General features: G+C 42.3%; 32 protein-coding genes and 1 pseudogene. 3 read left to right on the top strand and 30 right to left on the bottom strand.

Annotation, left to right across the window (positions count from 1 at the left end; all coding sequences use genetic code 11):
- Positions 1–306 precede the first annotated feature (306 nt).
- The 3 genes from BLR42_RS12395 to BLR42_RS12385 are packed head-to-tail and all read right to left on the bottom strand — an operon-like array spanning position 307 to position 1,792.
- Complete coding sequence (locus tag BLR42_RS12395; protein WP_091869537.1) at positions 307–525, bottom strand: hypothetical protein; 219 nt, start codon at positions 523–525, stop codon at positions 307–309.
- Positions 515–1,309: a hypothetical protein gene (locus tag BLR42_RS12390; protein ID WP_139165153.1), complete on the bottom strand. Its 795-nt coding sequence runs from the start codon at positions 1,307–1,309 to the stop codon at positions 515–517. The genes BLR42_RS12395 and BLR42_RS12390 overlap by 11 nt, the downstream gene beginning before the upstream one ends.
- 27 nt (positions 1,310–1,336) lie before the next feature.
- Entirely contained in the window at positions 1,337–1,792 is a 456-nt protein-coding gene (locus tag BLR42_RS12385; RefSeq protein ID WP_091869531.1) for a hypothetical protein, read from the bottom strand.
- Positions 1,793–2,245: 453 nt separating this feature from the next.
- Between BLR42_RS12385 and mobC the strand changes: the two genes are divergently transcribed.
- Together mobC and BLR42_RS12375 are read left to right on the top strand one after the other, a co-directional pair.
- A complete protein-coding gene (mobC, locus tag BLR42_RS12380) occupies positions 2,246–2,587 on the top strand; it encodes a plasmid mobilization protein (protein ID WP_091869552.1) in 342 nt (113 codons plus the stop codon).
- Entirely contained in the window at positions 2,536–3,906 is a 1,371-nt protein-coding gene (locus BLR42_RS12375) for a relaxase/mobilization nuclease domain-containing protein (protein WP_091869528.1), read from the top strand. The genes mobC and BLR42_RS12375 overlap by 52 nt, the downstream gene beginning before the upstream one ends.
- A gap of 63 nt (positions 3,907–3,969) precedes the next feature.
- Here the strand turns inward: BLR42_RS12375 and BLR42_RS12370 are convergent, their stop codons facing one another.
- From BLR42_RS12370 to BLR42_RS12305, 14 genes are all read right to left on the bottom strand, one after another.
- Positions 3,970–4,941, bottom strand: coding sequence for an SIR2 family NAD-dependent protein deacylase (locus BLR42_RS12370; RefSeq protein WP_091869525.1), 972 nt, complete (start codon positions 4,939–4,941; stop codon positions 3,970–3,972).
- On the bottom strand, positions 4,892–5,743 hold the full coding sequence (locus BLR42_RS12365; protein WP_091869521.1) for a protein-ADP-ribose hydrolase: 852 nt from the start codon (positions 5,741–5,743) through the stop codon (positions 4,892–4,894). The genes BLR42_RS12370 and BLR42_RS12365 overlap by 50 nt, the downstream gene beginning before the upstream one ends.
- 111 nt (positions 5,744–5,854) lie before the next feature.
- Positions 5,855–6,628 carry a nuclear transport factor 2 family protein gene (locus tag BLR42_RS12360; protein ID WP_091869518.1) on the bottom strand — a complete coding sequence of 258 codons (774 nt, stop codon included), beginning with the start codon at positions 6,626–6,628 and terminating at the stop codon, positions 5,855–5,857.
- Between the two features lie 182 nt (positions 6,629–6,810).
- Entirely contained in the window at positions 6,811–7,257 is a 447-nt protein-coding gene (locus tag BLR42_RS12355; RefSeq protein WP_091869515.1) for an Rrf2 family transcriptional regulator, read from the bottom strand.
- Positions 7,258–7,410: 153 nt separating this feature from the next.
- Positions 7,411–7,827 carry an acyl-CoA thioesterase gene (locus BLR42_RS12350; protein WP_091869513.1) on the bottom strand — a complete coding sequence of 139 codons (417 nt, stop codon included), beginning with the start codon at positions 7,825–7,827 and terminating at the stop codon, positions 7,411–7,413.
- Between the two features lie 33 nt (positions 7,828–7,860).
- Complete coding sequence (locus BLR42_RS12345; protein ID WP_091869511.1) at positions 7,861–10,107, bottom strand: SF1B family DNA helicase RecD2; 2,247 nt, start codon at positions 10,105–10,107, stop codon at positions 7,861–7,863.
- Between the two features lie 26 nt (positions 10,108–10,133).
- Positions 10,134–10,796 (bottom strand): nitroreductase family protein, encoded by a 663-nt coding sequence (locus BLR42_RS12340; RefSeq protein WP_091869508.1) that lies wholly within the window; start codon positions 10,794–10,796, stop codon positions 10,134–10,136.
- Positions 10,793–11,221, bottom strand: coding sequence for an SCP2 sterol-binding domain-containing protein (locus tag BLR42_RS12335; protein ID WP_091869506.1), 429 nt, complete (start codon positions 11,219–11,221; stop codon positions 10,793–10,795). Before BLR42_RS12335 ends, BLR42_RS12340 begins: the two co-directional genes overlap by 4 nt.
- Before the next feature lie 167 nt (positions 11,222–11,388).
- Positions 11,389–12,240, bottom strand: coding sequence for a DegV family protein (locus BLR42_RS12330; RefSeq protein ID WP_091869503.1), 852 nt, complete (start codon positions 12,238–12,240; stop codon positions 11,389–11,391).
- A gap of 171 nt (positions 12,241–12,411) precedes the next feature.
- Positions 12,412–13,401, bottom strand: coding sequence for a patatin-like phospholipase family protein (locus tag BLR42_RS12325; protein ID WP_091869501.1), 990 nt, complete (start codon positions 13,399–13,401; stop codon positions 12,412–12,414).
- Between the two features lie 14 nt (positions 13,402–13,415).
- Positions 13,416–14,126: a GTP pyrophosphokinase gene (locus tag BLR42_RS12320; protein WP_091869549.1), complete on the bottom strand. Its 711-nt coding sequence runs from the start codon at positions 14,124–14,126 to the stop codon at positions 13,416–13,418.
- 97 nt (positions 14,127–14,223) lie between these two features.
- The gene (locus tag BLR42_RS12315; protein WP_170832751.1) at positions 14,224–15,372 is read right to left on the bottom strand and encodes an Mbeg1-like protein; all 1,149 of its coding nucleotides are present in this window, start codon (positions 15,370–15,372) and stop codon (positions 14,224–14,226) included.
- 211 nt (positions 15,373–15,583) lie between these two features.
- A complete protein-coding gene (locus BLR42_RS12310; protein ID WP_091869496.1) occupies positions 15,584–16,963 on the bottom strand; it encodes a radical SAM/SPASM domain-containing protein in 1,380 nt (459 codons plus the stop codon).
- Positions 16,964–17,130: 167 nt separating this feature from the next.
- The gene (locus tag BLR42_RS12305; RefSeq protein ID WP_170832750.1) at positions 17,131–17,751 is read right to left on the bottom strand and encodes a putative ABC transporter permease; all 621 of its coding nucleotides are present in this window, start codon (positions 17,749–17,751) and stop codon (positions 17,131–17,133) included.
- Positions 17,752–17,912: 161 nt separating this feature from the next.
- Between BLR42_RS12305 and BLR42_RS12300 the strand changes: the two genes are divergently transcribed.
- Positions 17,913–18,494 (top strand): TetR/AcrR family transcriptional regulator, encoded by a 582-nt coding sequence (locus BLR42_RS12300; RefSeq protein ID WP_091869490.1) that lies wholly within the window; start codon positions 17,913–17,915, stop codon positions 18,492–18,494.
- A 93-nt stretch (positions 18,495–18,587) separates the two neighbouring features.
- Here BLR42_RS12300 and BLR42_RS12295 read toward each other — a convergent pair whose 3' ends face one another.
- From BLR42_RS12295 to BLR42_RS12240, 13 genes and pseudogenes are all read right to left on the bottom strand, one after another.
- Positions 18,588–19,208: a cell envelope integrity TolA family protein gene (locus BLR42_RS12295; RefSeq protein ID WP_091869488.1), complete on the bottom strand. Its 621-nt coding sequence runs from the start codon at positions 19,206–19,208 to the stop codon at positions 18,588–18,590.
- A 14-nt stretch (positions 19,209–19,222) separates the two neighbouring features.
- Positions 19,223–19,792 (bottom strand): flavin reductase family protein, encoded by a 570-nt coding sequence (locus BLR42_RS12290; RefSeq protein WP_091869486.1) that lies wholly within the window; start codon positions 19,790–19,792, stop codon positions 19,223–19,225.
- A gap of 40 nt (positions 19,793–19,832) precedes the next feature.
- Complete coding sequence (locus tag BLR42_RS12285; RefSeq protein WP_091869482.1) at positions 19,833–20,501, bottom strand: hypothetical protein; 669 nt, start codon at positions 20,499–20,501, stop codon at positions 19,833–19,835.
- A gap of 23 nt (positions 20,502–20,524) precedes the next feature.
- Positions 20,525–20,986 carry a hypothetical protein gene (locus BLR42_RS12280; RefSeq protein WP_091869479.1) on the bottom strand — a complete coding sequence of 154 codons (462 nt, stop codon included), beginning with the start codon at positions 20,984–20,986 and terminating at the stop codon, positions 20,525–20,527.
- Positions 20,987–20,993: 7 nt separating this feature from the next.
- Positions 20,994–21,212: an aspartate dehydrogenase gene (locus tag BLR42_RS12275; protein WP_091869474.1), complete on the bottom strand. Its 219-nt coding sequence runs from the start codon at positions 21,210–21,212 to the stop codon at positions 20,994–20,996.
- Between the two features lie 22 nt (positions 21,213–21,234).
- Positions 21,235–21,714: a GNAT family N-acetyltransferase gene (locus tag BLR42_RS12270; RefSeq protein ID WP_091869471.1), complete on the bottom strand. Its 480-nt coding sequence runs from the start codon at positions 21,712–21,714 to the stop codon at positions 21,235–21,237.
- Complete coding sequence (locus tag BLR42_RS12265) at positions 21,711–22,328, bottom strand: flavodoxin family protein (RefSeq protein WP_091869468.1); 618 nt, start codon at positions 22,326–22,328, stop codon at positions 21,711–21,713. Before BLR42_RS12265 ends, BLR42_RS12270 begins: the two co-directional genes overlap by 4 nt.
- Before the next feature lie 28 nt (positions 22,329–22,356).
- On the bottom strand, positions 22,357–23,103 hold the full coding sequence (locus BLR42_RS12260; RefSeq protein ID WP_091869465.1) for an MmcQ/YjbR family DNA-binding protein: 747 nt from the start codon (positions 23,101–23,103) through the stop codon (positions 22,357–22,359).
- A gap of 3 nt (positions 23,104–23,106) precedes the next feature.
- Complete coding sequence (locus tag BLR42_RS12255) at positions 23,107–23,448, bottom strand: arsenate reductase family protein (RefSeq protein WP_091869462.1); 342 nt, start codon at positions 23,446–23,448, stop codon at positions 23,107–23,109.
- 13 nt (positions 23,449–23,461) lie between these two features.
- Entirely contained in the window at positions 23,462–23,842 is a 381-nt protein-coding gene (locus BLR42_RS24090; RefSeq protein WP_170832753.1) for a DUF4186 domain-containing protein, read from the bottom strand.
- Between the two features lie 9 nt (positions 23,843–23,851).
- Positions 23,852–24,565, bottom strand: a pseudogene (locus tag BLR42_RS24085) (DUF5131 family protein); the annotation flags it as partial.
- A gap of 107 nt (positions 24,566–24,672) precedes the next feature.
- Positions 24,673–25,392 (bottom strand): AAA family ATPase, encoded by a 720-nt coding sequence (locus BLR42_RS12245; protein ID WP_091869456.1) that lies wholly within the window; start codon positions 25,390–25,392, stop codon positions 24,673–24,675.
- A 9-nt stretch (positions 25,393–25,401) separates the two neighbouring features.
- Entirely contained in the window at positions 25,402–25,974 is a 573-nt protein-coding gene (locus tag BLR42_RS12240) for a hypothetical protein (protein ID WP_091869453.1), read from the bottom strand.
- Positions 25,975–25,984: the final 10 nt, after the last annotated feature.

The following is a 25,984-nucleotide window of genomic DNA, read 5'->3' as shown; positions in this document are numbered from 1 at the left end:
TCAAACAAGCGTGAGAAAATAGACTTCAAGCTAGAAAGCGGCAGGCACCGCTCAACAAAGATGTGGTACTGCCGCCTCTATCACATCCTCATGTTACAACATTTGGATGCATGGGATCTGCCTTACGAATCCGCCCTGAGAAAGTTGGTTTGTAATGTAGCATGATCTCGTAAATATCATACAGCATTCTCAGGCATAGCAACAGTGTTATGTCTATTATTCATGCCCTGTTTTGCATCTTTTTTTCATCTTGGGTAATATTCACTTGTCAAAGTTCAATTGCCAGAATTTAGCTGGCATGACCACTCAAGATTCCGAGAGATCATTGATCTGCTCATCACTATCTGCAGTGCAGATCAATCTGTCATGCAGCTGTTCAAAGTCCTCTACATCAAGGTGAATATTCTCAGTATCACTGATTTTATAGCCATCATCAGTAGTATCTAATAATTCTTTATCTCCAAGAAGAAGCCTCTGATACTTTCTGAATCTGTAAACAGCAGACTGCACATTCTTAAAAATCATTATCCTGCGGATTCTCATATAAGACCTTCATCAGTTCCTGCTGACTAAGTCTTCTGTCCGGAGCAAAAAAGAGTGCTGCGAGTATCGCCCCAATATGCTTTTTTCTCGCAGTAAGACGTGATGCAGGTATTACCTTTTCATTACCATATTTGATAGTCATATCCCCAAACAGTTTCACATTGATTTCGTCAACAGACGGAACAGGGTTCTCCATTACTTCATCCGGATCATCATTCGGATCCTGCTCCATTTCCTTGCGGTACTCGTATATGAACGTTTCTATCCAATCAGCCAAAACATATGCGAAAGCTGTATTACGTATAAAGCGCTTAGGATTCTTGATTACAAGAAAGCCTGTCAGATGCTTTACAAAAGGTATCCCGATTACTGACTCTACTTTAAGCCGACGATACTGTTCTTTTTCAATATCAAGGTGGGCTTCCATGTCTTCGCCTTTAATGATGCATATCTCGTTCTTATCAATAAGCGCCCTTACCCATTTCAGAAAATCATCTGTTTGCTCCATCTCCTTAAAAAGATTAGGTCCCATCCACATATCCGTCAGCAAGTTGAACCAATACGAAGGTGTCCATTTTTTCATTTTAAGATCAGCATCAAGGAGCACAATCATTTCTGCATCAAACATGATACCTGCGCGTTTCATCATAACTCTCGCACAAGTAAGATTTTCAGCTTTTTCGGTTCTAAGTTGTACATATTCCATGACGGCTTCGGAAACCTCTTTTTCGAATAAGCCGTCCTCTATCATCACATTATCTCCCAATACAAGATTCCCCTTTCTGAAAAGATATTATTCCCTTGATTCCCTAAACACGCTTGCTCTGCTTCTGTTACTTCTGATTTTCCTGTAAAATTCAAGTTCCTTAGAAACCATATCGTAAATGTGATTCATCTCATCTTCATTACATGTATTACGCATTTCCGACATAAGTTGATCAAACCTGTCCGGGACATAATTATTGGGACGTATGTTACCAAGAATATATCTGACATCAATCCCATGCTTTGCCATATTAAAGACCAATTGAATCGTCATCGGTCTCTCCATTCTTCTGATCATTCTGAGATAACCTTCCGAATAACCTATCAATCTGGCAAAAGCTCTCTTATTCATGCTTCCGCGTTCTTCATCCATGCGTATCATAAAACCGTTCACTTCATCGGCAGAAAATGCCATCGCTCTCGGATGATCTGTGGAATCTTCCTGCCTGACTTTTTGTCCTAACTTGGATTCTTTTTCACTCATAGTAGTCCTCCTTTTAGCGAAAAAACATTTGTACCTTCATGTTATGAAGGCGGTACCATGAGTGGCTTCAACAATATGGTCACGCTTTATATGTAAAGCGATACCATATGGTAGCTCTTTTCTTAAAATCCTTTGGAGAAAAATCCTCTTTTCTGTATAATGCAGTCGTGAATACAAAAGATATTTCCCCGGATACGGGGATTATGGAATCAAAACAGGCGGCCTAAGCCGCCCTGATTTCGGACAGCCGCGGGCTGTCCCACTCGCTGTGGTACGCTCGTTCAAGTGCTTAGCGAGCACTGATTCTGTATATACAGAATCGGTTTTTTGACTGCATCCATAGGAACCGGATTACGTCAAAATGCTCGTCAGGGGAAAGCCCCTGAAACCCCTTTTTATATGCGGATGAACTATCAAAATTATATTTTTTATACAAAGGAGATATCCAGAAAAATGACAAACAGATTCAGAAAAAATGAGGTTCTGCTATTCCTGACTGATAAAGAGCTGGAAGTACTAAATAAGAAAGCAAAAATATCCGGAAAATCATCTCGTTCCGCTTTTCTACGCGACCTGATTGTTCACGGATTATCATATGAAGTTGACTACTCATACCTAAAAGAATACAACACCATTCTTGGTCGTATCAGCCAGAACATCAATCAGATTGCAAAGAGACTTAACTCCTCCGGATCGGTGTATGCAGATGATATAAAAGAAATTCAAAATGACATGGAGACTATATGGCAATCACAAAAATTCATCCTATCAAAACAGCCCCTGGAAGATCTATAAAATACATTACAAATCCGGCTAAAACCGAAGAGGGAATTCTAGTATCAGCTTATGCCTGTTCTGTTGAAACAGCAGCATTTGACTTTGACTCGACATTTCGAAAAGCTACTCAGCATGAATCAGCAAATAAAGCTTTCCATCTGATACAGTCTTTTGCCCCGGGAGAAGTCACCCCAGGGCAAGCTCATGACATAGGAATAGAACTTGCAGATCAAATACTTCAAAATCGTTTTTCCTATGTCATTGCTACACATACAGACAAAGGACATGTCCATAATCACATAGTGTTCTGTTCGGTGGACAATTTTACCCATAAGAAATATCTGGATAATAAGGAAAGCTACAAAAAAATCCGCACTGTAAATGACAGAATATGCGAAGCTCATGGACTGTCAACTATCAAGAATCCCGACAGGGCAAAAGAAACCTGGAAAGAACATAACGAAGCTGGCAGGGGAACCTCCTGGAAACAGCAGATGCGCATAGATATCAATGAGGCAATCCGAACATCTCTAACCTATACCCAGTTTCTTTCAAAAGTCCACGAAATGGGTTATGAGACCAAGGGCGAATATGACCTGAAATACATCGCCTTCAGAAAGGACGGTATGGAAAGATGGGTACGCGGATCTGAACGTTCACTTGGTAAAGATTTTACAAGAGAACGGATACAAAAACGTATAGCTGAACAGATAGAACTGAAGGCTCAGAAACGGACTGACCGTATTAAGAAAACAATAGAAGAACCTGCCCAGTTCATTGATACAAGTCAGGAACGATTTGCTGATAAGCCAGGTCTGAAACGCTGGGCAGATAAGCAGAACCTGAAATCAGAATTCCAGTCCTACCGTATCCTTCAGGAACATGGCTATGCATCACTTGATGATCTGGCTGCCGATGTCAAACGCATCCATAAAGATAAGGTCACTCTGCAGGAAGATATTGCCGCACTGGAGCATGAGATAAAAGAGCTCAGTCAGACCATAAAATATCTGAACCAGTATTATGATAACAAGCCCTATCATGACAAGCTGCGCAGGAATAAGAACAAGCGTCTTATCCAGACCAAATATGATACTGAGCTCACCCTGTACACCGGTGCCAGAAATATGCTGCAGAGGCTGGGAATCAATCCACAATATACTAACCTTAACGAGCTGGATACTCAGCTGCAAAATATGCATAATCAGCGAGACTCTATGCTACAGCAATATCACCAGGCAGGAGATAAAGAAGTCACACTTCAAAAGCTTCAAAAAATGGCAACGGAACACCTGCAAGATATAGCTGTTCAAAAGGAAGAAAAGAGGATGCTGTAATGCATCCTCTGGTGAAATAATGATTCTAATGGAAATTGGAAGTTGATGTGCCATGATAACTATTTATAGCTCTTTTATAATCTCAGCAATATCCCCATCCACACAAATTGATCTATCTTCTATATCCGAAGGAGCATAAGCCTCTCCCATATTGATGCATGAATAGGTGACATTCTTATTTTGTGAAGTATACTGCCAGAATGGATACTTGATGATGCCAGGCGTGTTCATGCCAATACCAAATTCCATGAGAAGCACTTTGCCATCATAACCCTTATCCACTTTCTCTGTCGTATCTTCTGTAAAAAATCCCATTGCCTTGATACCGTGCCTTGCCAGGAAATTTCCATAACTGCCAGCTGCGACATGCCAGTGCTCATCCTCTACAAAGGTATCATCGCAGCGCAGGTTGATATCCATAGGGCTGCCACACTTCGGACAGTAAGGAATCAAATCTGTGCTTACTTCCATACGAACACCTTCCGGCGGTATCGTGAGATTACCATCATCTTCTATGATGAATCCCTGATCTTCGATCATTTTTCGGATGACTTCTTTATTATCATAGGTCTCATAGTGGCATGGTTTTGTACACTGGAAAAGGCCATAATCACCCTGAGTGTAGAACAGACGTGACACATCAAATCCAGCATTTATAAATGCGCTGTCAACATTTGTTGAGATCACATAGTAGTCTTTATCCTTCACCAGTTCAAAAAGCTCTTCATAAACAGGCTTTGGTGCCGGAGCATAGCGGTTTACCCATACATGTCTACTCCACCAAGCCCACTTGATTTCAGCTGATGGAAATGGATAAAACCCACCGGAATAGATATCCCTGATGCCAAAACGCTCTGCAAAGTCTCCAAAGTATTTCTTAAAACGTTCGCCGGAATAAGTATATCCGGCAGCTGTAGACAGACCTGCTCCTGCGCCTATGATTATGGCATCACTGGATGTTATTGCATCTTTAAGCTTACTTATATTATCCGAGTAGCTCTCGGTAGATTTCCTCGTCATAATCTTTGAAAACATTGAAAATCACCTTCCTTACGGAAGGAACGCTTCTGCGTTCCTTTGATTCGCTCAAAGCCGCGGGGCTCCCCGCATCAGAAATGCGGGGCAGGCTTACTGAAGTATCTTTCTTCATAAAATCTCTTACTGTCTTTACTGCAATCTCAGCAGCTCTCTCGTTGGGGAACATAAATACACCGGTAGAGATACAGCAAAATGCCACGCTCTCCAATCCTTTTTCATCTGCAAGCTCCAGACAGGATCTGTAGCATGAGGCAAGAAGTCTCTCATGCTCTTCCGTAAGTGATTCCTGAACAATCGGTCCAACAGTATGCAACACATATTTTGCAGGGAGATTGTATCCCGGTGTTATCTTAGCTTGACCGGTTGGCTCTTCATACCCCTGCTTTTGCATGATACGAGCACACTCATAACGCAACTGCACTCCGGCATAAGTATGAATGCAGTTATCTATGCAGGTATGATTAGCCACATAGCATCCTGTCATTCCACTGTTGGCTGCATTCACGATAGCATCCACCTGAAGACGCGTGATATCGCCTTTCCAGATTCCTATGCCTTCCTGATTAAAAGATATATCATCTACAGTTACGACACCCTTTTCATCCCGCGCATTTTTAAGATATGCATCTTGAACATCCAAAAAATCCTGATCAATTTCACCAGGCATACGGACATTCATCAGGGCACGAAGCAACTGCCTTTTTTCAGTTGCCAATCCGGGGATCTGTATTTTCTTATATTCCTGACTCTCTGTTTTCAGTCTGTTTATCAGATAGTCTCTTCTTTCGTCCTGATTCATCCAAAACCCCTCTCGATTTTGATGTTATACTTCCCAAGACATTTTTTCAAAAATGCCGGAAGTCCATCCTTCAGTAGCAAAAGACTTCCTCCCGGCTATATAGACACGTATTTAGAATTTACCGTTCTGATTCTGCCAGGTATCCTTCTCAGGAATAGTCTCTACGATATCCCAATGCTCTGCGATCTTGCCGTTCTCTACTCTCCAGAGATCATAGTAAGCTGTAGGTGCACCGCCGAAAGTTCCTTCTGATACTGCAAGAACCATATCGCCCTGTGCAAGCACCTGATGAACAGTAGAATAAATCATCTGTACACCCTGCTCAGCCAAAGCTGCAAGTGCAGCACCAAGTCCTTCAAGGCCATCAGCAATGCCGGTATTATGCTGGATATACTTTCCGTTATTGAAGTAGTCAGCTGTCTTTTCAGGAGCCTTGCCCATCATTACATCATTCAAGAATCCCTTTACAGTCTCACGGTTTGCTTCTGTTTTATCTAAATCCTTTACAGGTGCTACGTTATCAATCTGAGTGTGTCCTGAAGGATTAGGCTCAGCCTTAGCTGCCAGGTTATCCCAGTGCTCACAGATCTTTCCATCAGCATCAAATCTGAATATATCAAAACCAACCTGTTCTCCTGCTCCTGCAAAGTTATATACACTCTGGAGATAGACCTTATCGCCATCCTCGTAGGCACGGATATTTTCTACAGTCGTCTTAACCGGTGCGCTTGCAAGATACTGAATACTTCCAAGAAATGCATCACGGCCAGTGCCATAAGCCAGGTTGTGCTGGATGTATCCTTCAGCCAAAAGCTCCTTAGCCTTATCTGCATCTCCTGATGCGAATATGTTTATAAGTTCCAATGCCTTCTGAATGTTGCTCATGATAATTACCTCCTGAAAATGTTCTTCGTTTATTTGATGTAATCGCATTAGTTACATCTGATGGTGTAAATATATCACCTTTTAATTGTAGTGTCAATAGTTACATCAAAACTTTTTTCATTTTTTCAAAGCATTAAAAAACGCCATTCCACGGCAATTTCACCGCTTCCTGGCGTTTTGTATTATTTACTTTCCAGCAATATTTCTTTTTTTGTATCTTCGATTACATCAGAAAGCTTCATGCCCTTCATCTCGTTTTCCATAGCAGCTTGTATCTGATTCAGCCGCTTGTCCATGGACTTATGCATGTTCCTTCCAACCTCACAGTTGGCGTTAGGGTTTTCATGAAAATGAAAGAGTCCTTCATCTTCCACGCTCTCTACCGCACTGTAAATATCATAAAGAGATATTTCATCAACCGGTCTTGCCAGCTCAACTCCTCCGTTTCCTCCACGCTTTACCGAGATAAGCCCTGCAGTCTTCATCTGCCCAAATATCTTACGGATAATGACTGGATTGGCTCCTACGCTTGAAGCAATAAACTCACTGTTCAGCTGGTGATCGTCTTTAAATACCTCTATACATGTCAGGATATGAACTCCCATTGTAAATCTACTTGAAATCTGCATTTTAATGTTACCTCCGTCATTACACCAAATATAGCACCTGATTGATGTAATTTCAAGTATTACATTAATAGAACAGTCTCTTTATCAGGCCATGAGAATTTCTGGGGTAAGTTACAAAGATAACTTTTGATTTCTCAAAGCAGATCGTACTAATCAAACCTGCTCCATATCAATCATTAACAACTGATCCAGTTCCGGGAGTTCTCTTTTCAATGACATAGGCTTACCATCTTTATGCAAAAAGCAATGCTTGCTTAGTCCCGTTGTTCTAAGCTTTCCGGTTGATTTATCTGTTACCGTATAGGTCAAGTCTAACTTCACACCATTATATTTGACTATATCAGCGGTAATCACTACCGTATCACCAAATCTGACCATATCTTTATAATCGCACTCTACATGAAGAACCGGAGATATGATTCCATGTTCCTCCATAGCCGCATAACTGATGCCCAGAGCATTAAGGAATTCTATTCTGGCTGATTCAAACCATCGAATATAGTTTGAATGGTGTACAATGCCCATCTGGTCTGTTTCATAGTATTGAACCTTGTGCTCATATGTAAACATAATCCCTCCGCTTTCACTCTTTCACTCTCAATCCTATCCCATCAACCGTTCCTTCAGGAGCGTGTTCCTGTTCGTGACTGTCAGGTTGTGAACTGCATAACTCAGTGCTTTCTTCGTGCCAACAATTACAAGCACTTTCTTGGCTCTGGTAATGCCTGTGTATATCAAATTCCTCTGAAGCATGACATAATGATTCATGAGGATCGGCATGACTACGATAGGATACTCCGAACCCTGTGCTTTATGAATAGTTGTGGCATAAGCATGTACCAGCTCATCAAGTTCAGTCACATCATACTCTATGCTGCGCCCGTCAAAGTTCACCTTAAGAATCCTGTCAGTCTCGTTGACGGATTCTATAATACCGATATCACCGTTAAAGACTTCCTTGTCATAATTGTTCTTGATCTGCATGACCTTATCAGCTTCACGGAAGGCATAACCACTTCGCCGCAAGCACTCTTTCGGCATGGTCACTTTTCCTCGTCCTCTCATGAAGATATCATGCTCCGGTGGATTGAATGCTTCCTGCAAGGACAGGTTCAGATTGGTCGCACCGACTACGCCTCTCTGCATAGGTGTCAGCACCTGTATCTGTGTCGGCTCAACATGATAATAGCTTGGTAGCTTCTCCTGTACCAGTGACACTATCTGCGGAACTACTGCTTCTGCATCTTCATTTTCCATAAAAAAGAAGTCTTTGTTCCTGCCATTGCTGAAATCAGGCATCTTGCCCTCGTTGATTCTGTGAGCATTCATGATAATTCGACTGGTCTGAGCCTGTCTGAATATCCTGGTAAGCCTTACAACAGGAAATGCGCCGGAATCTATAATGTCGCGAAGTACATTACCTGCGCCTACTGACGGCAGCTGATCTATATCTCCTACCAGAATAAGCCGCATGGTCTGCGGAATAGCTTTAAGAAGAGAATTCATCAGAACGATGTCTATCATGGAGCACTCATCAACTATGAGCACATCGCCTTCAAGCGGATTCTCTTCGTTCTTTTTATATCCTTCCGGCGGCTTGCATTCCAGCAGACGATGGATTGTCTTTGCTTCAAGACCTGTTGCTTCAGTCATACGTTTGGCTGCCCTGCCTGTTGGTGCTGCAAGCAGTATCTTCAGACCATAAGCCTTGTATGCTGATATGATGCCATGAGTTGTGATAGTCTTTCCTGTTCCAGGACCTCCTGTCAAAACCATGACCTTTGCAGTTGCTGCCTGTCTTATAGCATCTGCCTGTATGTCATCGTATTCCATACCGGTCTTCGCCTGGATAGCATTTATATCTACAGACAACTCCTGATTGCCGGTACTCTTTCTTGCTTCCATGAGCTTTGTATAAAGCCTGTCCCCGGCAGGCGATGCAGCGAGCTTCTTTAGCTTCCCTGCCACTCCCACTTCTGCATAATAAAAAGGTGGAAGATAAATCGCCTTTACAGTGTTTCCATCTTCATCTGTTTTAACGATGCTTTTTTCTAAAATCAGTTCCTCTTTCTGAAGCATATCATCCATTGTCATGGTCACTGTCTCAGGTGATGCTTCAAGGAGTTTTGCCGCAGTATCTATGAGCTGCTCCTTTTCAGCATAGACATGACCTTCGTTTGACAGCTCAGAAAGCGTGTACATCAGACCGCTTCTGAGTCTGACATAAGACTCTTTTCCGAAGCCGAGCTTCGTTGCAATCTGGTCAGCAGTCTTAAAGCCTATGCCCCAGATATCGTCCGCCAGCCTGTATGGATTTTCCTTCATGACAGAGATACTGTCATTTCCGTACTGCTTGTATATCTTGGCTGCAAAAGAGGTCGTTACCTGATGCTCCTGCAAAAAGAGCATGATGTTCTTGACCTCTTTTTGTCTCTCCCAGGACTCGGCTATCATCTGGACTCTTTTCCTGCCGATGCCCTCTATTTCTATCAGAACTTCAACGTTATCCTCTATGACTGAAAATGTATCAACGCCATATTTCTGAACAATTTTCTTGGCAAATTTCGGACCAACGCCTTTGATCAGTCCTGAGCCAAGATACTTCTCCATTCCATAGACAGTTGCAGGGAGCGTTTCTTCCCAGTTCTGTGCTACGAACTGCCTGCCATATTTAGAATCTACTTTCCAGTCCCCTTCACACAAGAGGACTGAACCAACATTTGCATCTATCAGATTCCCTATCACAGGAACAAGGTCATCATAATTCTTGACCCGGCACTTAAGTACAGAGTATCCGTTTTCCGGGTTCTGATATGTAATTCTTTCAACCACGCACCGGATCTTCTGCAAAACATCCTCCCATACCGATTACGCTATCAGTGATTTTCCATTGCATATTTCTTACCGACTTCAAAGTGATACTTCACAATGCCAAGGTCAATCTTACTGAGGATACCGCCTTTATCTACAAACTCTACACTGTTGTCCTCATTCAGTCTGATCTCGAACTTCTGCTGGTTGATGGCTGTAGGTGCAAGAAGTGCCATTTCAACACCGCTGTTGAACCAGTATGGTCTGTCCCCCTTGACTGATATTACATCTTCCATGGACTTTGACTTATGAGGCTTGCCACCGTCTTGTCCGTAGCCGATAGCAATCACTATTGCAAGTCTCTCACCGTCAGATATCTCTGCTTTCACATTGGATGAGTTGTAAGTACCAGCCCAGCAGGTATTAAGTCCCAACTCTTGCGCAGTCAAAACAATCCTCTCACCGTAATAACCGATACGCTCATCAAGCGTATCATCATCCGGTCCGATACAGGCAATAACGCTGGGTGCGCTACCCAGTCCCATGAACTTATTCAGCAGCTTATTAAACGTCTTACCTGCATCCTCCAGGAACTGGATATGGAGATTGCCTTCCTTATTGCACTCCGCAATAAGAGCATTCAGCTTATCCACTTTGGACTGCTCTATCTTAACGTCCTCATAATTCCTGACGGAGTGTCTTTTCTTAATTGCGTCTATTTCACTCATTTCTTTCCTGCCTTTGTAGACTTAGTTGCTTTCTTTACAGTCTTCGCAGCTGTCTTCTCTGTTTTCTTTGCGCTCTTAACTGCAGCCTTCTCAGCCTTCTTTCCACTGGCTATAAGCTTCTTAAGAAGGTCAGCCTTACCAAGATCACCTTCTGCTGATATCTTGTGTGTCAGATATGCATGAACAACATCCAGCTTTCCGGACATCATATCCAGAATAGTCTGCGCATCTGCTGTTACCAGAATGTCTCTGTCGTTGTAATCATAGGGCTCAACAAATATCTGTCCGTCCTTCAGTTCCATGTAGAAAGCACCTTCGCCTTCACCAGTCACGTTGTACTGGATTGCAAGATGCTCCTTGAACTCGCTGGCATCACCCTTTGCAACGATTTTCTTTGCTTCTGCTACTACTTCTTCGTAAGTCATGATAAGTCCCTCCCTCTCATTTTTGTATGGTTCAAATTACTTTTTATTATATTCCTCAATGCGTGATGCCGCCATTATTTCTGCACTATAAAACCGCCCAAAAGAAATCAACATTTCCTTCAGGCGGTCTTAATTATTTCAGTTTCATTCCATCATTAAATCAATGCTCACCGTTTTTTCTCAATAAACAGAACACCAAGTGTTCCATATCCACAATGGCTTGAAATTACACTCCCCGCCCTTGTTATGAATATCTCTTTGAAAACACCAAGCTCCTGCAGATATGTTTTCACATCAAATATCACCTCTTCACTTATTCCGGAATGCGTGATAAATACAAAGTCATCCCTGGCATTTAAAAGAGCTGGTTCAAGGTCTTTGACATAGTTTAGAACGATTTTTTGATATTTGCCACGGTACTTTTTACCGACTTGCATCGCCCCATTACTCACCTTGATACATGGATGCAGCTTCAACATACCTCCGGCAAGTGCTGCCACTCCGGAGCATCTTCCGCCTCTGTACAGATAGGTCAGTGTATCCACCACAAAGCTTGCCCTTACATATGGTATCATATCATTTATCTTTTCTACTATCTGATCTCTTGAAATCCCCTCAGATGCAAGCTTTGCAGCATGCAGTACCAGAAGTCCTACTCCTGTAGAAAGGTTTGCAGAGTCAATGACTGAAATTTTGTCCTCTGCACCAAGTTCTGACGCTGCCAGCCGCATGTTGTTATAAGAAGACGACATGGATGATGATATCGAAAAAGCTATGATCTCATCTCCGGCATCTATGATACGTTTAAACATTTCGGTAGCATCATAAACAGCAGGTGCAGCAGTCTTTGGTGTAGTATGATTGGCATCAGCCCACTTATATAGTTCATCAGGGCTGATGTCTATGCCATCCAGATGATCCTTGTCCGCAATTACATGCAATGGCAGTATGCTGATATTAAAGCGATCCTTTAATTCTTTCGACAAATCACAGGTACTGTCGGAAATTATCCGTATCAATTCTTTTCCCCTCCCTGATCAGGCTGATTATGTACATCTGTATTCAGAGTACCAGAGGGAGCTGCCTCTGCCGGATGGTTCGTCTTGTTGCTGATCCTGAGACCAATTACAGTCACAAGAAGGCTTATCAGGCATGATGCTCCGACAATCAGCATTGCCCAATATGCAAGCCTAAATTGCCAGATACTCTTTCAGCTTCCCTATTAAAGCATTCGTTTCGTCATAGCCTTCAAAGTAAAGATCTCCCAGTTTTTCAAGATCTCCCTCCAACCGTCCTACATTCACAGGTTCCTGCGGAGCCAAAACAAATACTCTTCCTTCATTCTCAAGCTTATCTACAAGATCGCACTGTTCATTATAATGACTGTGCTGTTTCTTCATCTTCTCGACATATTCCGGATATTTTTTGTATCTTTGTTCTACGACAATGCTCTCCCTTTGATCATCAACATCCTTGCGGAAAGTCCTTTCTCTGGTTCTCACTACTATTATTTTATCAAAGCCCTTATCTATTGCCCATTTGACAGGTATCGGATCTGCACATCCTCCGTCCAGGCACTTATGCCCGTCTACTTCAACAATTTTGGATGCTACAGGAAGCGATGCCGATGCCCTTATGGCAGAAAAAATATCATCACATTCTCTGGCATTAAAATAGACCGCTTCGCCGGTTTCAACATCGGTAGCACCTGCATAAAAGTTCCTTTTCTCGCTGTAAAGTCTGTCCTTATCAAAAGGATGATTGAAATTCTTATCATCAAAGGCAAAATCAAAATTAAAAGGACTTTGGTTTTCTATCTCAGCGCCTAAGCCAACATAATGAATATTATTACGATATTCCAGATTAAATCTTCCTGCTCTGCCTCTATGACCTGCATGATAATTCGCTCCCATCATGGCTCCTGCAGAAATCCCGATCGTAGTCTGAAAATTCAGATCATTATCAATCAGACAATCCAACACTCCGGCTGTATACAGACCCCTCAATGATCCTCCCTCAAGGACAAGGCACCCCGGAGTAATCATATCGCTGGCAGTGGATTCCTTTATTTCACTAAGTCTTGAATATTCAAGCTCCTGTTTTTTCTTATAATTGTAATATAATGCAGCTGATGATCCGAGAAGTGCTCCCGCAACCATCAGTCCTTTCTTATTTCTCATTTTAGAAAGCTCCTTTATTTTATATCAACTATTCCGTTTCGGATCGACTTCCTGACTCTTTCCATCCTGAGATCCAGCGCATGAGACTGCTCAGCGCATTCATCCAGTTCATTTGACAAGACTTCAAGTTCCTCTTCCGAAAGATTCTTCTTGTAACGAAGTTTATGCTCAAGCGAAGCCCAGAAATCCATGGCAAGTGTCCTGAACTGTACCTCAACCTTAACATCTCTCTTTTCGTTTTCCAGAAATATCGGAACAGATACGATCAGATGAAGGCTCCGATAGCCTGACTCTTTCGGCTCCTTTATATAGTCCTTCCTCTCTATCAATGTAACATCATCCTGTTTAAGAAAACTCTCTTCGAGCCTGTAGATATCTTCCTGAAAAGAGCATATTATACGGACTCCTGCAATGTCATCTATATTCTTTTCTATCTCCGCAGGATCCCATGGAATCCCTTTTCGAATAACTTTCCTGGCAAGGCTTTCATTATCCTTTACCCTTGACTTAATCTCCTCAATCGGATTTTCATCATATTTCAGTGACAGCTGCTTATCCAGAACTCTGAATTTTGTTGTCACTTCAAGTATTGCACACTCATAGTAGGTTCTCATCTCCTCAAAAGGAGCTGTCTGATCATGCAAAAAAGACAGAAACTTCTCAGCTCTCTTTTCATCCTTGGCACTGAGAATTGGATTCCACACCTTAGATGCCTTTTTGATCATCTCAGGAACAGTCGGAAATACCTCATTCATAATAATCTATACTCCTTTGCTGTAAATATATGAACTGTCATGATGTATGGTATGCATTGACGCTTTATCAGGATTTCAAAGTAAAATAATTCCTGACTTCATCGACTCCGGATAAATAGCTTGCTATGGCTTTATCTTTCATCTGGTTATGAACCGTATCAAACAGCAGTCTAACGATCTTATATATATTTTTCTTTGTGTCATCATCAAGATTATTTACTGCCTGAGCAATCTTTTTCATATCTGCTGTCCAGTCATCTCTAAGATCATACAGACTCGATGCTCCTGATGCATTCACGACATCGTACAGCGTATCGGTAAAAGCATGAAGTTCATCCTGCGTAAGCCCTAATATCCATGTATTAAGTGCATCATCCATCAGGAGATAATGGGCTTTTCTTCCCTTTTTCCGTGCAATCCTGTCGCCATTTATCTTCCAATTGTAGGTATTATGCTGGAATGTGCCCATTCCTGATGCATCGACCACATTATAGCTGTTCTCGTCCTCCATGATGATACCAACTATTGATGAAGCAGGAATATATTTTGAAACCCTGGATGAGATTTCTGCATAATGGCTTTCCTTCTTGATCTCCGGTCTGAAACCCGGTCCATCAAAGCTGTATACTTTCTTTATTCTGTTTCTGACATCATCACTGCAATACATGGCAGAATAAACAGCCAGATTACCGCCTTTTGAATGTCCGCCTACATACAGATCCGCTTTTGTGCATGCGGCTATTTTTTCCAGATACGCAACGGAAGATTTCTGTGCGGCGATAGGATGTGAATAAGCAAGATTAAAATCCTCCTTCCATCCGACAAGCGAGGCATCAGTCCCTCTGAATGCTACATATACAGTTCCTTCATTCAAAATAAATGTCGTTGCAGAGAACTGTTCCTCGTTGCTTTCATCCAAGACATCGGTATGATAATTGATCCTCATGTCATGGAATCTGACAGAAGAAAGCATTACCCTTAAAAGTTCTTCATTTTGTTTCTTGTACCAGTATTCATCCAGCAGTTTAGGCAGATTATTATCAATATCAAGATCAGACAATGTTACTGAGCCTGCTTCATCATCAGATCCCGGAACAAATCCCTTGAATTTGATGTATGCCACCTGACTTAACAGTAGGGCATCTGTCTCTGAAAAATGCTTCTTACCAAAGTCATATTTGCCATATTCCTTAACATAATCAATGATATTACTCATATTGCTCTTCCCCTTCATAAAGCTTTCACTCAGAGCGGTTTCTCCTTCTGACAGCCTCTCTCAGCTTTTCACCGACTGAAAAGGCATATCTTTTCTTTCAAGTATATCAAAAGATACAGTAAGTGAGCTATTTATAAAAACACCGGTATTCAAATGTATCCTGAATACCGGTAATATTGCGTTATGACTTTCAGCCACCCGATCCTGATCCTTATGAGACTCTGGCCGGAGTTCTTTCTTCCTCAAGATAGTTTCCCCAGCTTTCAGCGTAATCATCACACTTCCCGCAGAGATGCTCCACCTCTTCCGGAGATTCAAGGTCTGTACTTACGGCTTTGCTCTCCTTTACCATTTCTCTCAGGCAGTCAGGGTTTTCCAGCATAGGACATGGTCTCAAATGATCTTTGTTGAAAGGCTGGCCTTTGTGGTATGCCATGAACAGCGGGCTCTGAAGAATCTCCAGAATAGAGCTGTCCTTGATATTTGCATTTGAATAATGGATAAAGACACAAGGTTCTGCATCCCCGGCAGAATTGATATGGAAGTAATTCCTTCCTCCTGCTATGCATCCTCCAACATATTTGCCATCATTCTGGAAGTCCATAGGGAAGAATTCTATGCCGCTCTCCTCACTTCGTATATATCTGATTCTGTCTATCATGTACTGTCTCTGTTCTACAGTCGGCATCAACTCAGGAACTGCTGAGTTGCCAACAGGCATATAGTGGAAATAGAATCCAAACCTTGCTCCCTTTTCCATCAGCAGGCTGTAAAACTCATCACTTGTCACTGCCTCTACATTCTCTCTTGTATAGCAGATGGATGTTCCGAATAAGATACCATGCTCACGGAGTAGATCCATAGCCTTAAGAACAGCAGCATAGTGGCCTTCCCCGCGACGGCTGTCATTAGTCTCGGGTGTCCCTTCAATAGAGAGTAAGAACATGATATTTCCGACTTTTTGAACCTCTTCGCAAAGCTCCTCATCAATAAGAGTTGAGTTAGTATAGAGGGCAAACTGTACATCCCTGTGCTCTTTTGCAAGTTTCAAGACATCAGCTTTCCGAACAAGTGGTTCTCCACCTGTCATCATATAAAGATATACCCCCAGCTCTTTTCCCTGTGTAACGATCTTGTCCATCTCCTCATAGCTGAGGGTGTACTTACGTCCGTAGGTTCCTGACCAGCATCCCTTACAATGCATGTTGCATGCACTGGTGGGATCAAAGAGGATAAGCCATGGAATATTGCAGCCGTATTTTTCACGATTACTACGGATTGTTTTTGTTCCACGAAGAAAGGCTTCATAACCCAGATTCAAAAGAGTTGTCTTTGCGATATGCGGATCGGTCTCTGTGATGACGCGGTCAATATACTGCATCCAGCGGCTTTTATCTCCCTTGATCACCGCTTTTACATTTTCATATTGCTCATCGGTAAATTCACTGCCAAAGAAAAACTTCGCCATTTCCGCAATTCTCAGATAGAATTCCCGCCTTTTTTCAGGTGTCTTTTTAAGAACGGAATCAATCATCATCCCTATAGCTTCTCTTTGTGCCTTGTGTGAAAAAGTCTGAAATAATTCTCCCATATCTCTTCCTCCAATATCATCTGTTCAGAACGCTTCGCTGAACAGATACGCATTTTGCGAAGCTTCGCATTAGAGTTCGAAAAATGCTGGCTCCGTTACTGCTTTGGTACGCCCTCAGCAGCAAGTGCTTCGGTCTGTCCTTAACAGTTACCTTCAATGTTACTTATTTATGCTAAATGTTCTGACAATGCCAGCCCTTCCTTCGTGCTGAAACGCCAGACTACATTGAATGTTCTCTTCCTGGCCATGAGTGAGAAAGAGATAAAATAATCTACTATCATTGCAATCGTCAGGATGATACTGACATTTTTAAGCATCTCATAATCCATCTCTGCAGTGTAAGTGGCAAGCACCGGATAGACAGTATCCATAAACCAGGTTATCAGAACGGCAAAGCCGATACTGGTGGGAACTGACGTATACTTTGTTATGTGCATCGGTACCCACTCATAATTCCAGTAATCAAAGCCCATGACTATATAGAATGACTCGCCCAGAGCTATCTCTCCGATACATACTGCAAAGAAGGCTATCACGGTATACCAAAAGCTTGAGTTTTGCAGATTAAGGCGATACATAAGAAAATGAGGATCAGACGGTGTCCCAAATAATGTGTAAAAAGCAAGAAACGTCATCCCGTATCCTATCAGAAATGGCAAGAACATGTTGCGGTTATCAATATAGTGTTTGGTACATAAAAGCCAAACATTCTCAACAACATACCCTGTAAAGGATGCTATTGCCGCAATCATCATAAGTTCATAAAAATCCCTTGATAGTCCTTCCATACTCATTCCTCGCAAAAATTCATGTCTACAACTGAACAGTCAAAATATATGTGTTGACATTACAAGTGTAACGCCGTATAATTTGAGCGTCAACAAATATACAACGGACTGTACAAATTTCAGCAAATGTGTAACACCGAAATAAAACGAGGGATTTTTGTATGGAAAACAATGAACTTTCCGAGCTTGCCAAGCGTGATATTCTCAGACTAAATAATGAAGAATCAAAAAAGATGACGCGAGAATGCTTTCAGATGGCCTTAATCTATCTGATGGGAGAAAAAAGCTTTGACAAGATCACAATCACGGATCTTGTGCGCCGCTCCGGTGTTTCAAGAACTGCATTTTATAGAAATTATTCATCAAAAGAAGAAATCCTCTCTGATATAAAAGAAAATCTCATAGAAAGGGTCTCGGTAATATTTGACAGTGTAATGTCCGGAGAGGATCTGCACAAATGGTTTCTGGGATGCTTTGATCTGATTGAGAAAGAAAAGAAAATGATTGATCTTCTATTAAAGGCTAATATATCTGTAGATACCTTATTTGAGGGAAAATCTTTTCTGGAGAAGTTCTATCCTGCAAAGACCACCGAGCAAAAATACTATCTTGTAGCTGCAGAAGCCGCATTCCAGGATGTACTCCTCAAATGGTTCAAGGACGGAATGCAGGAAAGCAAGGAAGAGATGTCTGAAATCTGCGTGACTGTATTCAGCGGTTTCAGGCAGCTTATGAGTCCGTAAATTAAATCCTATCAGCACTTATCAATCAAAAACCGGAAGGATCACTTATCAAATACGATAAGATATCCTTCCGGTTTTATTAGTTCTTCATGCTTAGAGATTATTCTTCTCCTTAAAAGCATCGAACTTAGCTTTTATCTCCGCTCTCTTGGCTTCTGCTTTTGCCTTGAAATCTGCTTTCTGCTTATCACGCAGTTCTTTCTTTGCCTGCTTCTTCAGACTGGCTTCTACCTCACGTGCATGGTCAATCTCAGCCTGCACTTCAGCAGCATCAAAACGTGTTGTCACGCAGTCAAACTTTCCTATCTTTGAATCATACATTGTCTGATCATTCTCATCAGCAATAGTCATAAGATACATGCCGTCTTCGCTCATCTTGCCAATGACTTCTTCACCAAGAGACATCTCTGTCACTGCATCGTCCGCATCAATTGCTGATCCAGCGAGTGCGCCAAAGCCGCCCCAGAAAAGGACTCCGAGTGGTCCTGTAAGGATTCCAAAGAGACTTCCAATCAGTCCGCCTGCAAAAGCGTCATTTCCGGTATTTACGCCAGTGTCAAATCTTTCCTTCAGCTCAATGTGAGTTCCTGTTTTCTCAATGAGTGCCGACTGCGAGATTGTGAGGCTGTTTGTCATCGGATCTGCTTTCACATTTGAATAAGCCTCAAATGCCTCACTGTTTACGTTGAACTTCGTAATAATGACATTGATCATGATAAGTCCCTCCTTCACTTTAATGCAGCGCCATCACTGAATGCATTGCCAACTCTTTCACCGATGCTCCAATAACCTGCTGAAACTCCATCAAAGAGAATCGGAGATACCTTACCAAAGTCTACCTTTCCATCTGTAAGCACAGACTCATCCGCAATGACATTCACGATTTCTCCAACAACTCTGCACTCATTGGTAGCAGGATCATTTCCCATGCTCACAACCTTGCACTCAAGGCTAAGCGGCATCTCATTAATGACAGGAGCATCGACATTTTCTCCCTTTGTTACGGTAAATCCTGCTTTCTTCACCTTGTCAGGCTCATTCTTTGCAGATACCATGCCAACATAGTCAGATGCCACAAGCGTCTCCTTTGTGCCGAATGCAATAGTAAAAGCCTTCTTCAGCTCAAGGTTCTCTGTAGTCTTGTGGGGAGAGAGATTCATTGCGATGTGCTTTGGTCCGCACTGTCCACCCCATGCAGCGTTCATGACATCCGGATTTCCATCCGCATCGTAGGTTCCGATGAGCAGTACTGCACCCGGAAAAACAATTCCCTGTGAACCTAAGTTTTTCTTTGCCATAGATAATACCTTCCTTTCTGCATTTTGCTTATGAGTTTTTTCAACGGTGAATAACACCATCAGTAACCTTTTTTCTACATTCTTTTCTGAGCATAATAATAATCCATATATACATAACAGTCTTAGGCAGCATGAGTGCTCCGATTGCCGGTATACTGTCAGCAAACAGCACCACGGGAATATAAAATGTAAAGCTTAAGATGATTGCCAGCCACAAGAGCTTTAACGCATCCTTCCTACACCATTTGAACGCATAGACTATCACAACTATTCCAAGGATCACGAACGGCACATTTCGGATGATTCCCCACGAAAGAGGCGCATCCGGCGATGTCCATCTATTCTGCGGAAACAGACAAAGGATAATCCTCAAAGCAGCAAGGATATAAACACAGATATCCAATGCCTTTCCCGTCTCTCTACAAGGTACCTTCTTCAGATACAGATAGAGAAGCACATAGAAAACCGTCATCGTGATACTTGTGATCAGTGTCCCTATCCCCAGCGATACCGGATGATTTGCCGTTCCGTCTGTCCAAAGGGCATACATCCTTGGTACAAGATGAAAGGCATCACCGCAACCAAGAATAAGTGCTGCATATCCCGGCAACCTGCTCTCCTTGCCTCCGTAAATAAGTTGAATCCCGGTAACTACCGCAAATATCAAATATAGAACTTCAAATATTGTTTCGCCTATCGCCTGTCCCATAGTAAATACCCACTCAAATTCTCTCAATGTAATGTATAATCACTAAGCACTTCGTAAACATGAGATTTCATGCGAAGTGCTGGCAATACCTGGAGCCATTTGTTAGCTGCTTCCCATATAGAAAATGAACCAATCGTGGAAACTACTGCAGCCACGACCTCATTCATAACTCCTGCCAGTGTAATTCCGGCAATGACAAATATAATTCCAGTTATTAGCAAACGTATACTGTTTGCCAGTGCCCTTTGTCTTTCCTTTACAAGCTTCCGAGTCTGTATTTTCCGAAAATCATCCATTGCTCTTTTGAACTTTTCTTTGTCGATTTCAGCTCCAGTAAAAGAAAGCGCTATCTTTTCTCCTAATGGGCGCTCTTCCAGTCGATTGCTTATATATGCAATCAGATCATCACTTGGCATAAGTTCCCTGCTATCAAAGTGATTGTATAAATCTGATTCCTGTTCGACCTTTACTTCAATTTCAAACATAAGCCCCCTAATACTCCTTAGTAATCTCCGTAATCCCATATTTATCTTTAAAAGCCTGCAACTCAGCGTCATTCCTGATCAAGCATACCTCTTCAAACTTGCCGGTATGAATATCCTTGAATCCTGCAACTTGCTCTCCATTACAGATGCTGCAGTGAAGTACAGGTATTTGATTTTCCTTATCATAACTGGTCTGTTCTGATTTCTTTTTAAAAAACAACTTCATCAGCACATCCTCCCGCAGAACTCTATAACAAATCTTTTATATAAAATCTGTCCATGCCTCCGTGCACTACTGCTTCAGGTCTTGGGATCTGCCTGTATCCAGCTTTTTCATAGATATGTATTGCAGCTTCAAGATTCGTATGTGTCTCAAGATACATTCTCTTATATCCGAGCTGCCTCGCCTTGTCCTCAATCATGGCTATCAGTTCATAACCAAAGCCTTGTCCTTTAGCTTCATCTGAAAGATACAATTTCTGAAGCTCTGCACAATCTTCAAAAAAGTCCACCTCTGCAAGGCCTATACCGCCGCACACCTTTTCACCTTCTATGGCTATGAAGTAATATCTCTTCTCAGAATCTGCAAGATAAAAGTCACTGATATGATCAAGGTTCTTGTCAAAATAAACCGTCCCCGGAACATCCAAATTGTACTGCTTTAGATTATCACGGATTATTCCAGCTATGGCAGCATCATCCTCACGCCTTATCTGTCTGTAATTCATCGTATGAAATTCGTCCAGACATGCTCTTCCTTCTCAGGAAGACCGAACTTTTCCTTTCCCAGGGCGATGCTCTTTATCATGAATGCCATGTTCTTACCCAAAGTTCTCATTATCTGGCAGCCTTCCTCGTCGGCAAGGACATCCTCTTTGGAATTGCCATGCACCATGTTCCAGTACTGGCTTGAAACAACAGGCATGGAGCTGATAGTAAAATACTTGTTAAGCTCATCAAAGGTAGCTGTAGTTCCGCCACGTCTTGCAGAAACAACTGATGCACCTACCTTCATGGTAAGGTCTGCGTGATTTGCATAAAAAAGCCTGTCTAGGAATGATACCAATGTTCCATTTGCAGACGCGTAATAAACCGGTGATCCGACTACCATACCATCACACTCCGCAAGCTTTGGTAATGTTTCATTAACAAGATCATCAAAGACACACTGACCTTTTGATTCACAGGTTCCACAGCCTATACAGCCTCTGATATCCTTATTGCCGACATGAATAGTTTCTGTCTCAATGCCCTGCTTATTCAGTTCCTCCGCTACCATACCCAGTGCTGTACCAATACATCCGTTAAGATGCGGACTACCATTGATCATAAGTATTTTCATAGTCATTGCTCCTCTTTTTATCATCACATTATTTCAATGCTGCCGCCAAGCTGTTTGGTGCACTCCTTGGCCCACGTATTGCATAGATTCCGTACTTTTCTTTTAGCACATCAAAAGTGAACTTATCAGGCTTATATCTCTTCAGGAGCTTTATCTTCATCAAAGCCTTAATGGTCAGATTGTTATCCTGGTACTGATAAGGGATATCCGTCTCAGTAACCTTACACTTATAAAGGATTGCTGAAACCGGTGCAGCCACATACATATAAACTGTATCTCCGGCTCTTATACCACTTCCCTGCTTCCACTCAATCAGATCTGTATCATCAAAAGCATGCTCGATATCGTAATACTTTGGATTCGCAGGAATAATCCAATCCTTTGCAGGACGGATTTTCTGTTTTTTCTTGGCTGAAGCCGTCACTTCATAACCGGTATCGATCAGATCGCATATCTGCTCAAAGCTCACCGTCCCATCAAGAAGGATAGAAATCCAATTTCCGCGACTGATATGATATCCTGGCAAGATGCCTTCCTGCTGTAGCAGTATATCCCGATACATCAGATCATCCAGCTTCACATTCAAGACATCGACAACATCCGTGCCACTAAGCCCTAACTTATCCCTGCTTACATTCATGACAATCCCATACCATTTTTGGTTGTCGTCATGCCTGAAGACAGCATAATCAGGATACCGTTTCCAGAGATATTCGATTTTACTCTTATATTTCTTCTTCACATAGTCGAAGACATCTTGTCTTAAAGATTCCATCCATCACTCCCATTTCTTCCAGACATCCGGCTGATAGCCAACCGTTGCCTGTTTTCCGTTTCTGACAATCGGGAGTTTCAGAATGCTTTGATTCTCGAATACCTTATCAGCTTTATCTTCATCAGCAATATACTTAATCAACGCCAGCAGGTCTTTATCTTTTGAATCCGTATCAATCATCTGATCAAGACCACCTACAGCCTGCATCACTGACTGGAACTCCCCTTTGGAAAGCCCCTTCTCTTTCATGTCAATACTCTGAAACTTGATACCGCGTTCCTTAAAAAAGCGCTCAGCTTTCCTGGTATCAGAGCTTTTCTTTGTTCCAAAAATCTGTATATTCATCAGTACTCCTTAATCAAATGCCGCTTTGAATCCACTCCATCAGTACATCTACAATGTAAGCCTGCTCCTCATCGTTTAGCACTTTACCTGCAGGAATATGATGCCACTTTTCAAGGCATCCCCTGCAGCAGCAAGCACAGGCATGTTGTGCCAGAAATACCGGATGTCCTTTCATCGGTGTCTGCTTACCATCATTTTCAGGATTCTCTGGTGCCAGGCGCTTTTGAACAAAATCTGCAGCATGGCTTCTGATTGTATCTATTCCTTTTTCCTTGATGTATTCCCTGTCGCTATCACTCAGATGAAATCTACTTCTAAACTTTGACCGTGAAAGTCCTTCAAACAAATCCTTCCTGTCCGGCAAATGATAAGCTATCGCATCAGCCGTTCCCATTCCGGGATAATAGCTGTAGCCAGATTTATGAGCCTGAGGTATCTGGTCCTTACGGTCTATATGGTAGGTCTTGCCATCTTTTATAAAAACAGCACCAGTCTGTTTAAAGGTAAAAGGAACGCCCTGCCTGATGCACTGCCGTCTGACTTCCTGTATCCATCTGAAATCACAAGGTCTTGCCTTTGACCCAGACTCACCTCCGCAGGTCACATGCTCTATAAGTCCCGTTTCCAGGTACTTCTCAATATTTATCTCTTCAAGCATCGGCTCAGAGATCATCTCGCGGTGCTTTATCGGAAGTTCCAATAAAATCGGAAGACGATACTCTGCCCTATCCTGGTTCTCACAGGTAGAGCAAATGGTCACGTTGTCCCAGCCATCGCCCCAATCAGCAGGTTTACATACATCAAAGCGATCAATCCTCTTGGTTATGATATGGAAATCCAAATCCTGTCTCTCCCTGATCATATCCCAGCATGACTGCCGCCATTCATCAGCTTCATCAAGGAAAAAATCTGAAGTCATGCAAGCAAAAACAACGCCGTCTGCTCTTGTCAGTTTATATTCACCCTGCCTATTCTTTTTCAGAGGCAGATTATAATCTCCTGTTTTGGTTACAATACTGGCATCTTTGCCAATGCTCTCATCCCGTCTGTAAACATAGCAATTTGCGCATCCGGGACTAATCTTGTGGCATCCATGCCATGGATTCCAAATTGCCATTGCTAATCCTCAAACTCTCTATAAAGCATCATATTATACGCTGCGCCCGCAGCTTCGCTTGCCTCTTCGTGCTCTTCTCTCCATACACTTGTCAAATGCAACTCTTTCTATTCCTGTAACAATCTATGCAGTAACGCCTCCCGGTCATTGATGAAGAGCTTCGTTATCTGATAACTGTCTGTATCCTCGTATTCACACTTATGTATCAGACCGTCATCCATAGAAAAGATATCAGCTCCGGGAAGTCCCAGTAATATCGGCGAATGCGATACTATAATAAACTGTGAATCCTCTCTGGCACAATTATATATCTCCAGCAAAAGAGTGAGCTGTCGCTGCGGTGAAAGCGCTGCCTCCGGCTCATCAAGGATATAAAAACCCTGAGATTTAAAATGTTCCTGTGCAATAGTCAGAAATGATTCTCCATGAGACTTGTAATGAAGCTCATCGCTTAATACTCCACCTTCTCTGGCATATTCCTCTTCTTTAGTTGCGACATTATAAAAGCTCTCTGCTCTAAGGAAGTATCCCCATCCAGGCTTATTAAAGCCACGCATCAAACGAATAGCACTATGCAGTTCGGAATAATCATCATATGTAGAAAAGCTGTAATTCCTCGTTCCACCTTCCGGGTTAAAACCATATGCAACTGCTATAGCTTCTATCAGCGTAGACTTCCCGGTTCCGTTCTCACCAACCAAAAAAGTTACCGGCGCATTAAATTCAAATTGATCAAGACCATTGATTGCCTCTATATTTCGCAGGTAGCTTCTTGGGTCTATTTTATTCCAGTTAATCTGAAAACCTTGTAAAATGAGATTATTCACTTGTCCTGCTCATTCTCCTGTTCCTGTCAGCTGAAGTTCTTCTGCGTGTTCCTTCATTCCAGTGATGCATATCTCTGACACATCCTTTATATCCATGCCAAGCATCTCACATCCCTTGAGGATAAGTGGACGGTCACACTTAGCTGCGAAACGCTTATCCTTCCACTTCTTCATAAAGCTCTTTACTTCCATATCTGTGATACCATTTGGTCTCATACGAGCTGCAGCCTGAATGATTCCACTCAGCTCATCAACTGTGAAAAGACTCTTTTCCATATCAGAAACTGGCTCTACATCAGTGCAAATACCATATCCATGACTCATGATTGCTCTGATATCGCCTTCAGGAACTCCTGCTGCTTTGAGTGGTTCCTTGGTATGTGCCAAGTGTTCTTCAGGATATTTCTCATAATCGTAATCATGAAGGTATCCAACTGCTTCCCAGTGTTCCTTATCCTCGCAAAAGTGCTGTGCCATAGCGCCCATGCATGCAGCCACATTTGCAGCATGGAGTTTCAGGTGTTCTTCTGTGACCATCGTATCGTTAAGCCTCCTGGCTTCTTCTATTGTCAGCTTTTCCATTATGCGCTCC

This window comes from Butyrivibrio sp. INlla16, assembly GCF_900104155.1.
Classification (GTDB): Bacteria; Bacillota; Clostridia; order Lachnospirales; family Lachnospiraceae; genus Butyrivibrio.
Note: the sequence above shows the minus strand (reverse complement) of the source record. Positions and strands in the feature narration are given on the sequence as shown.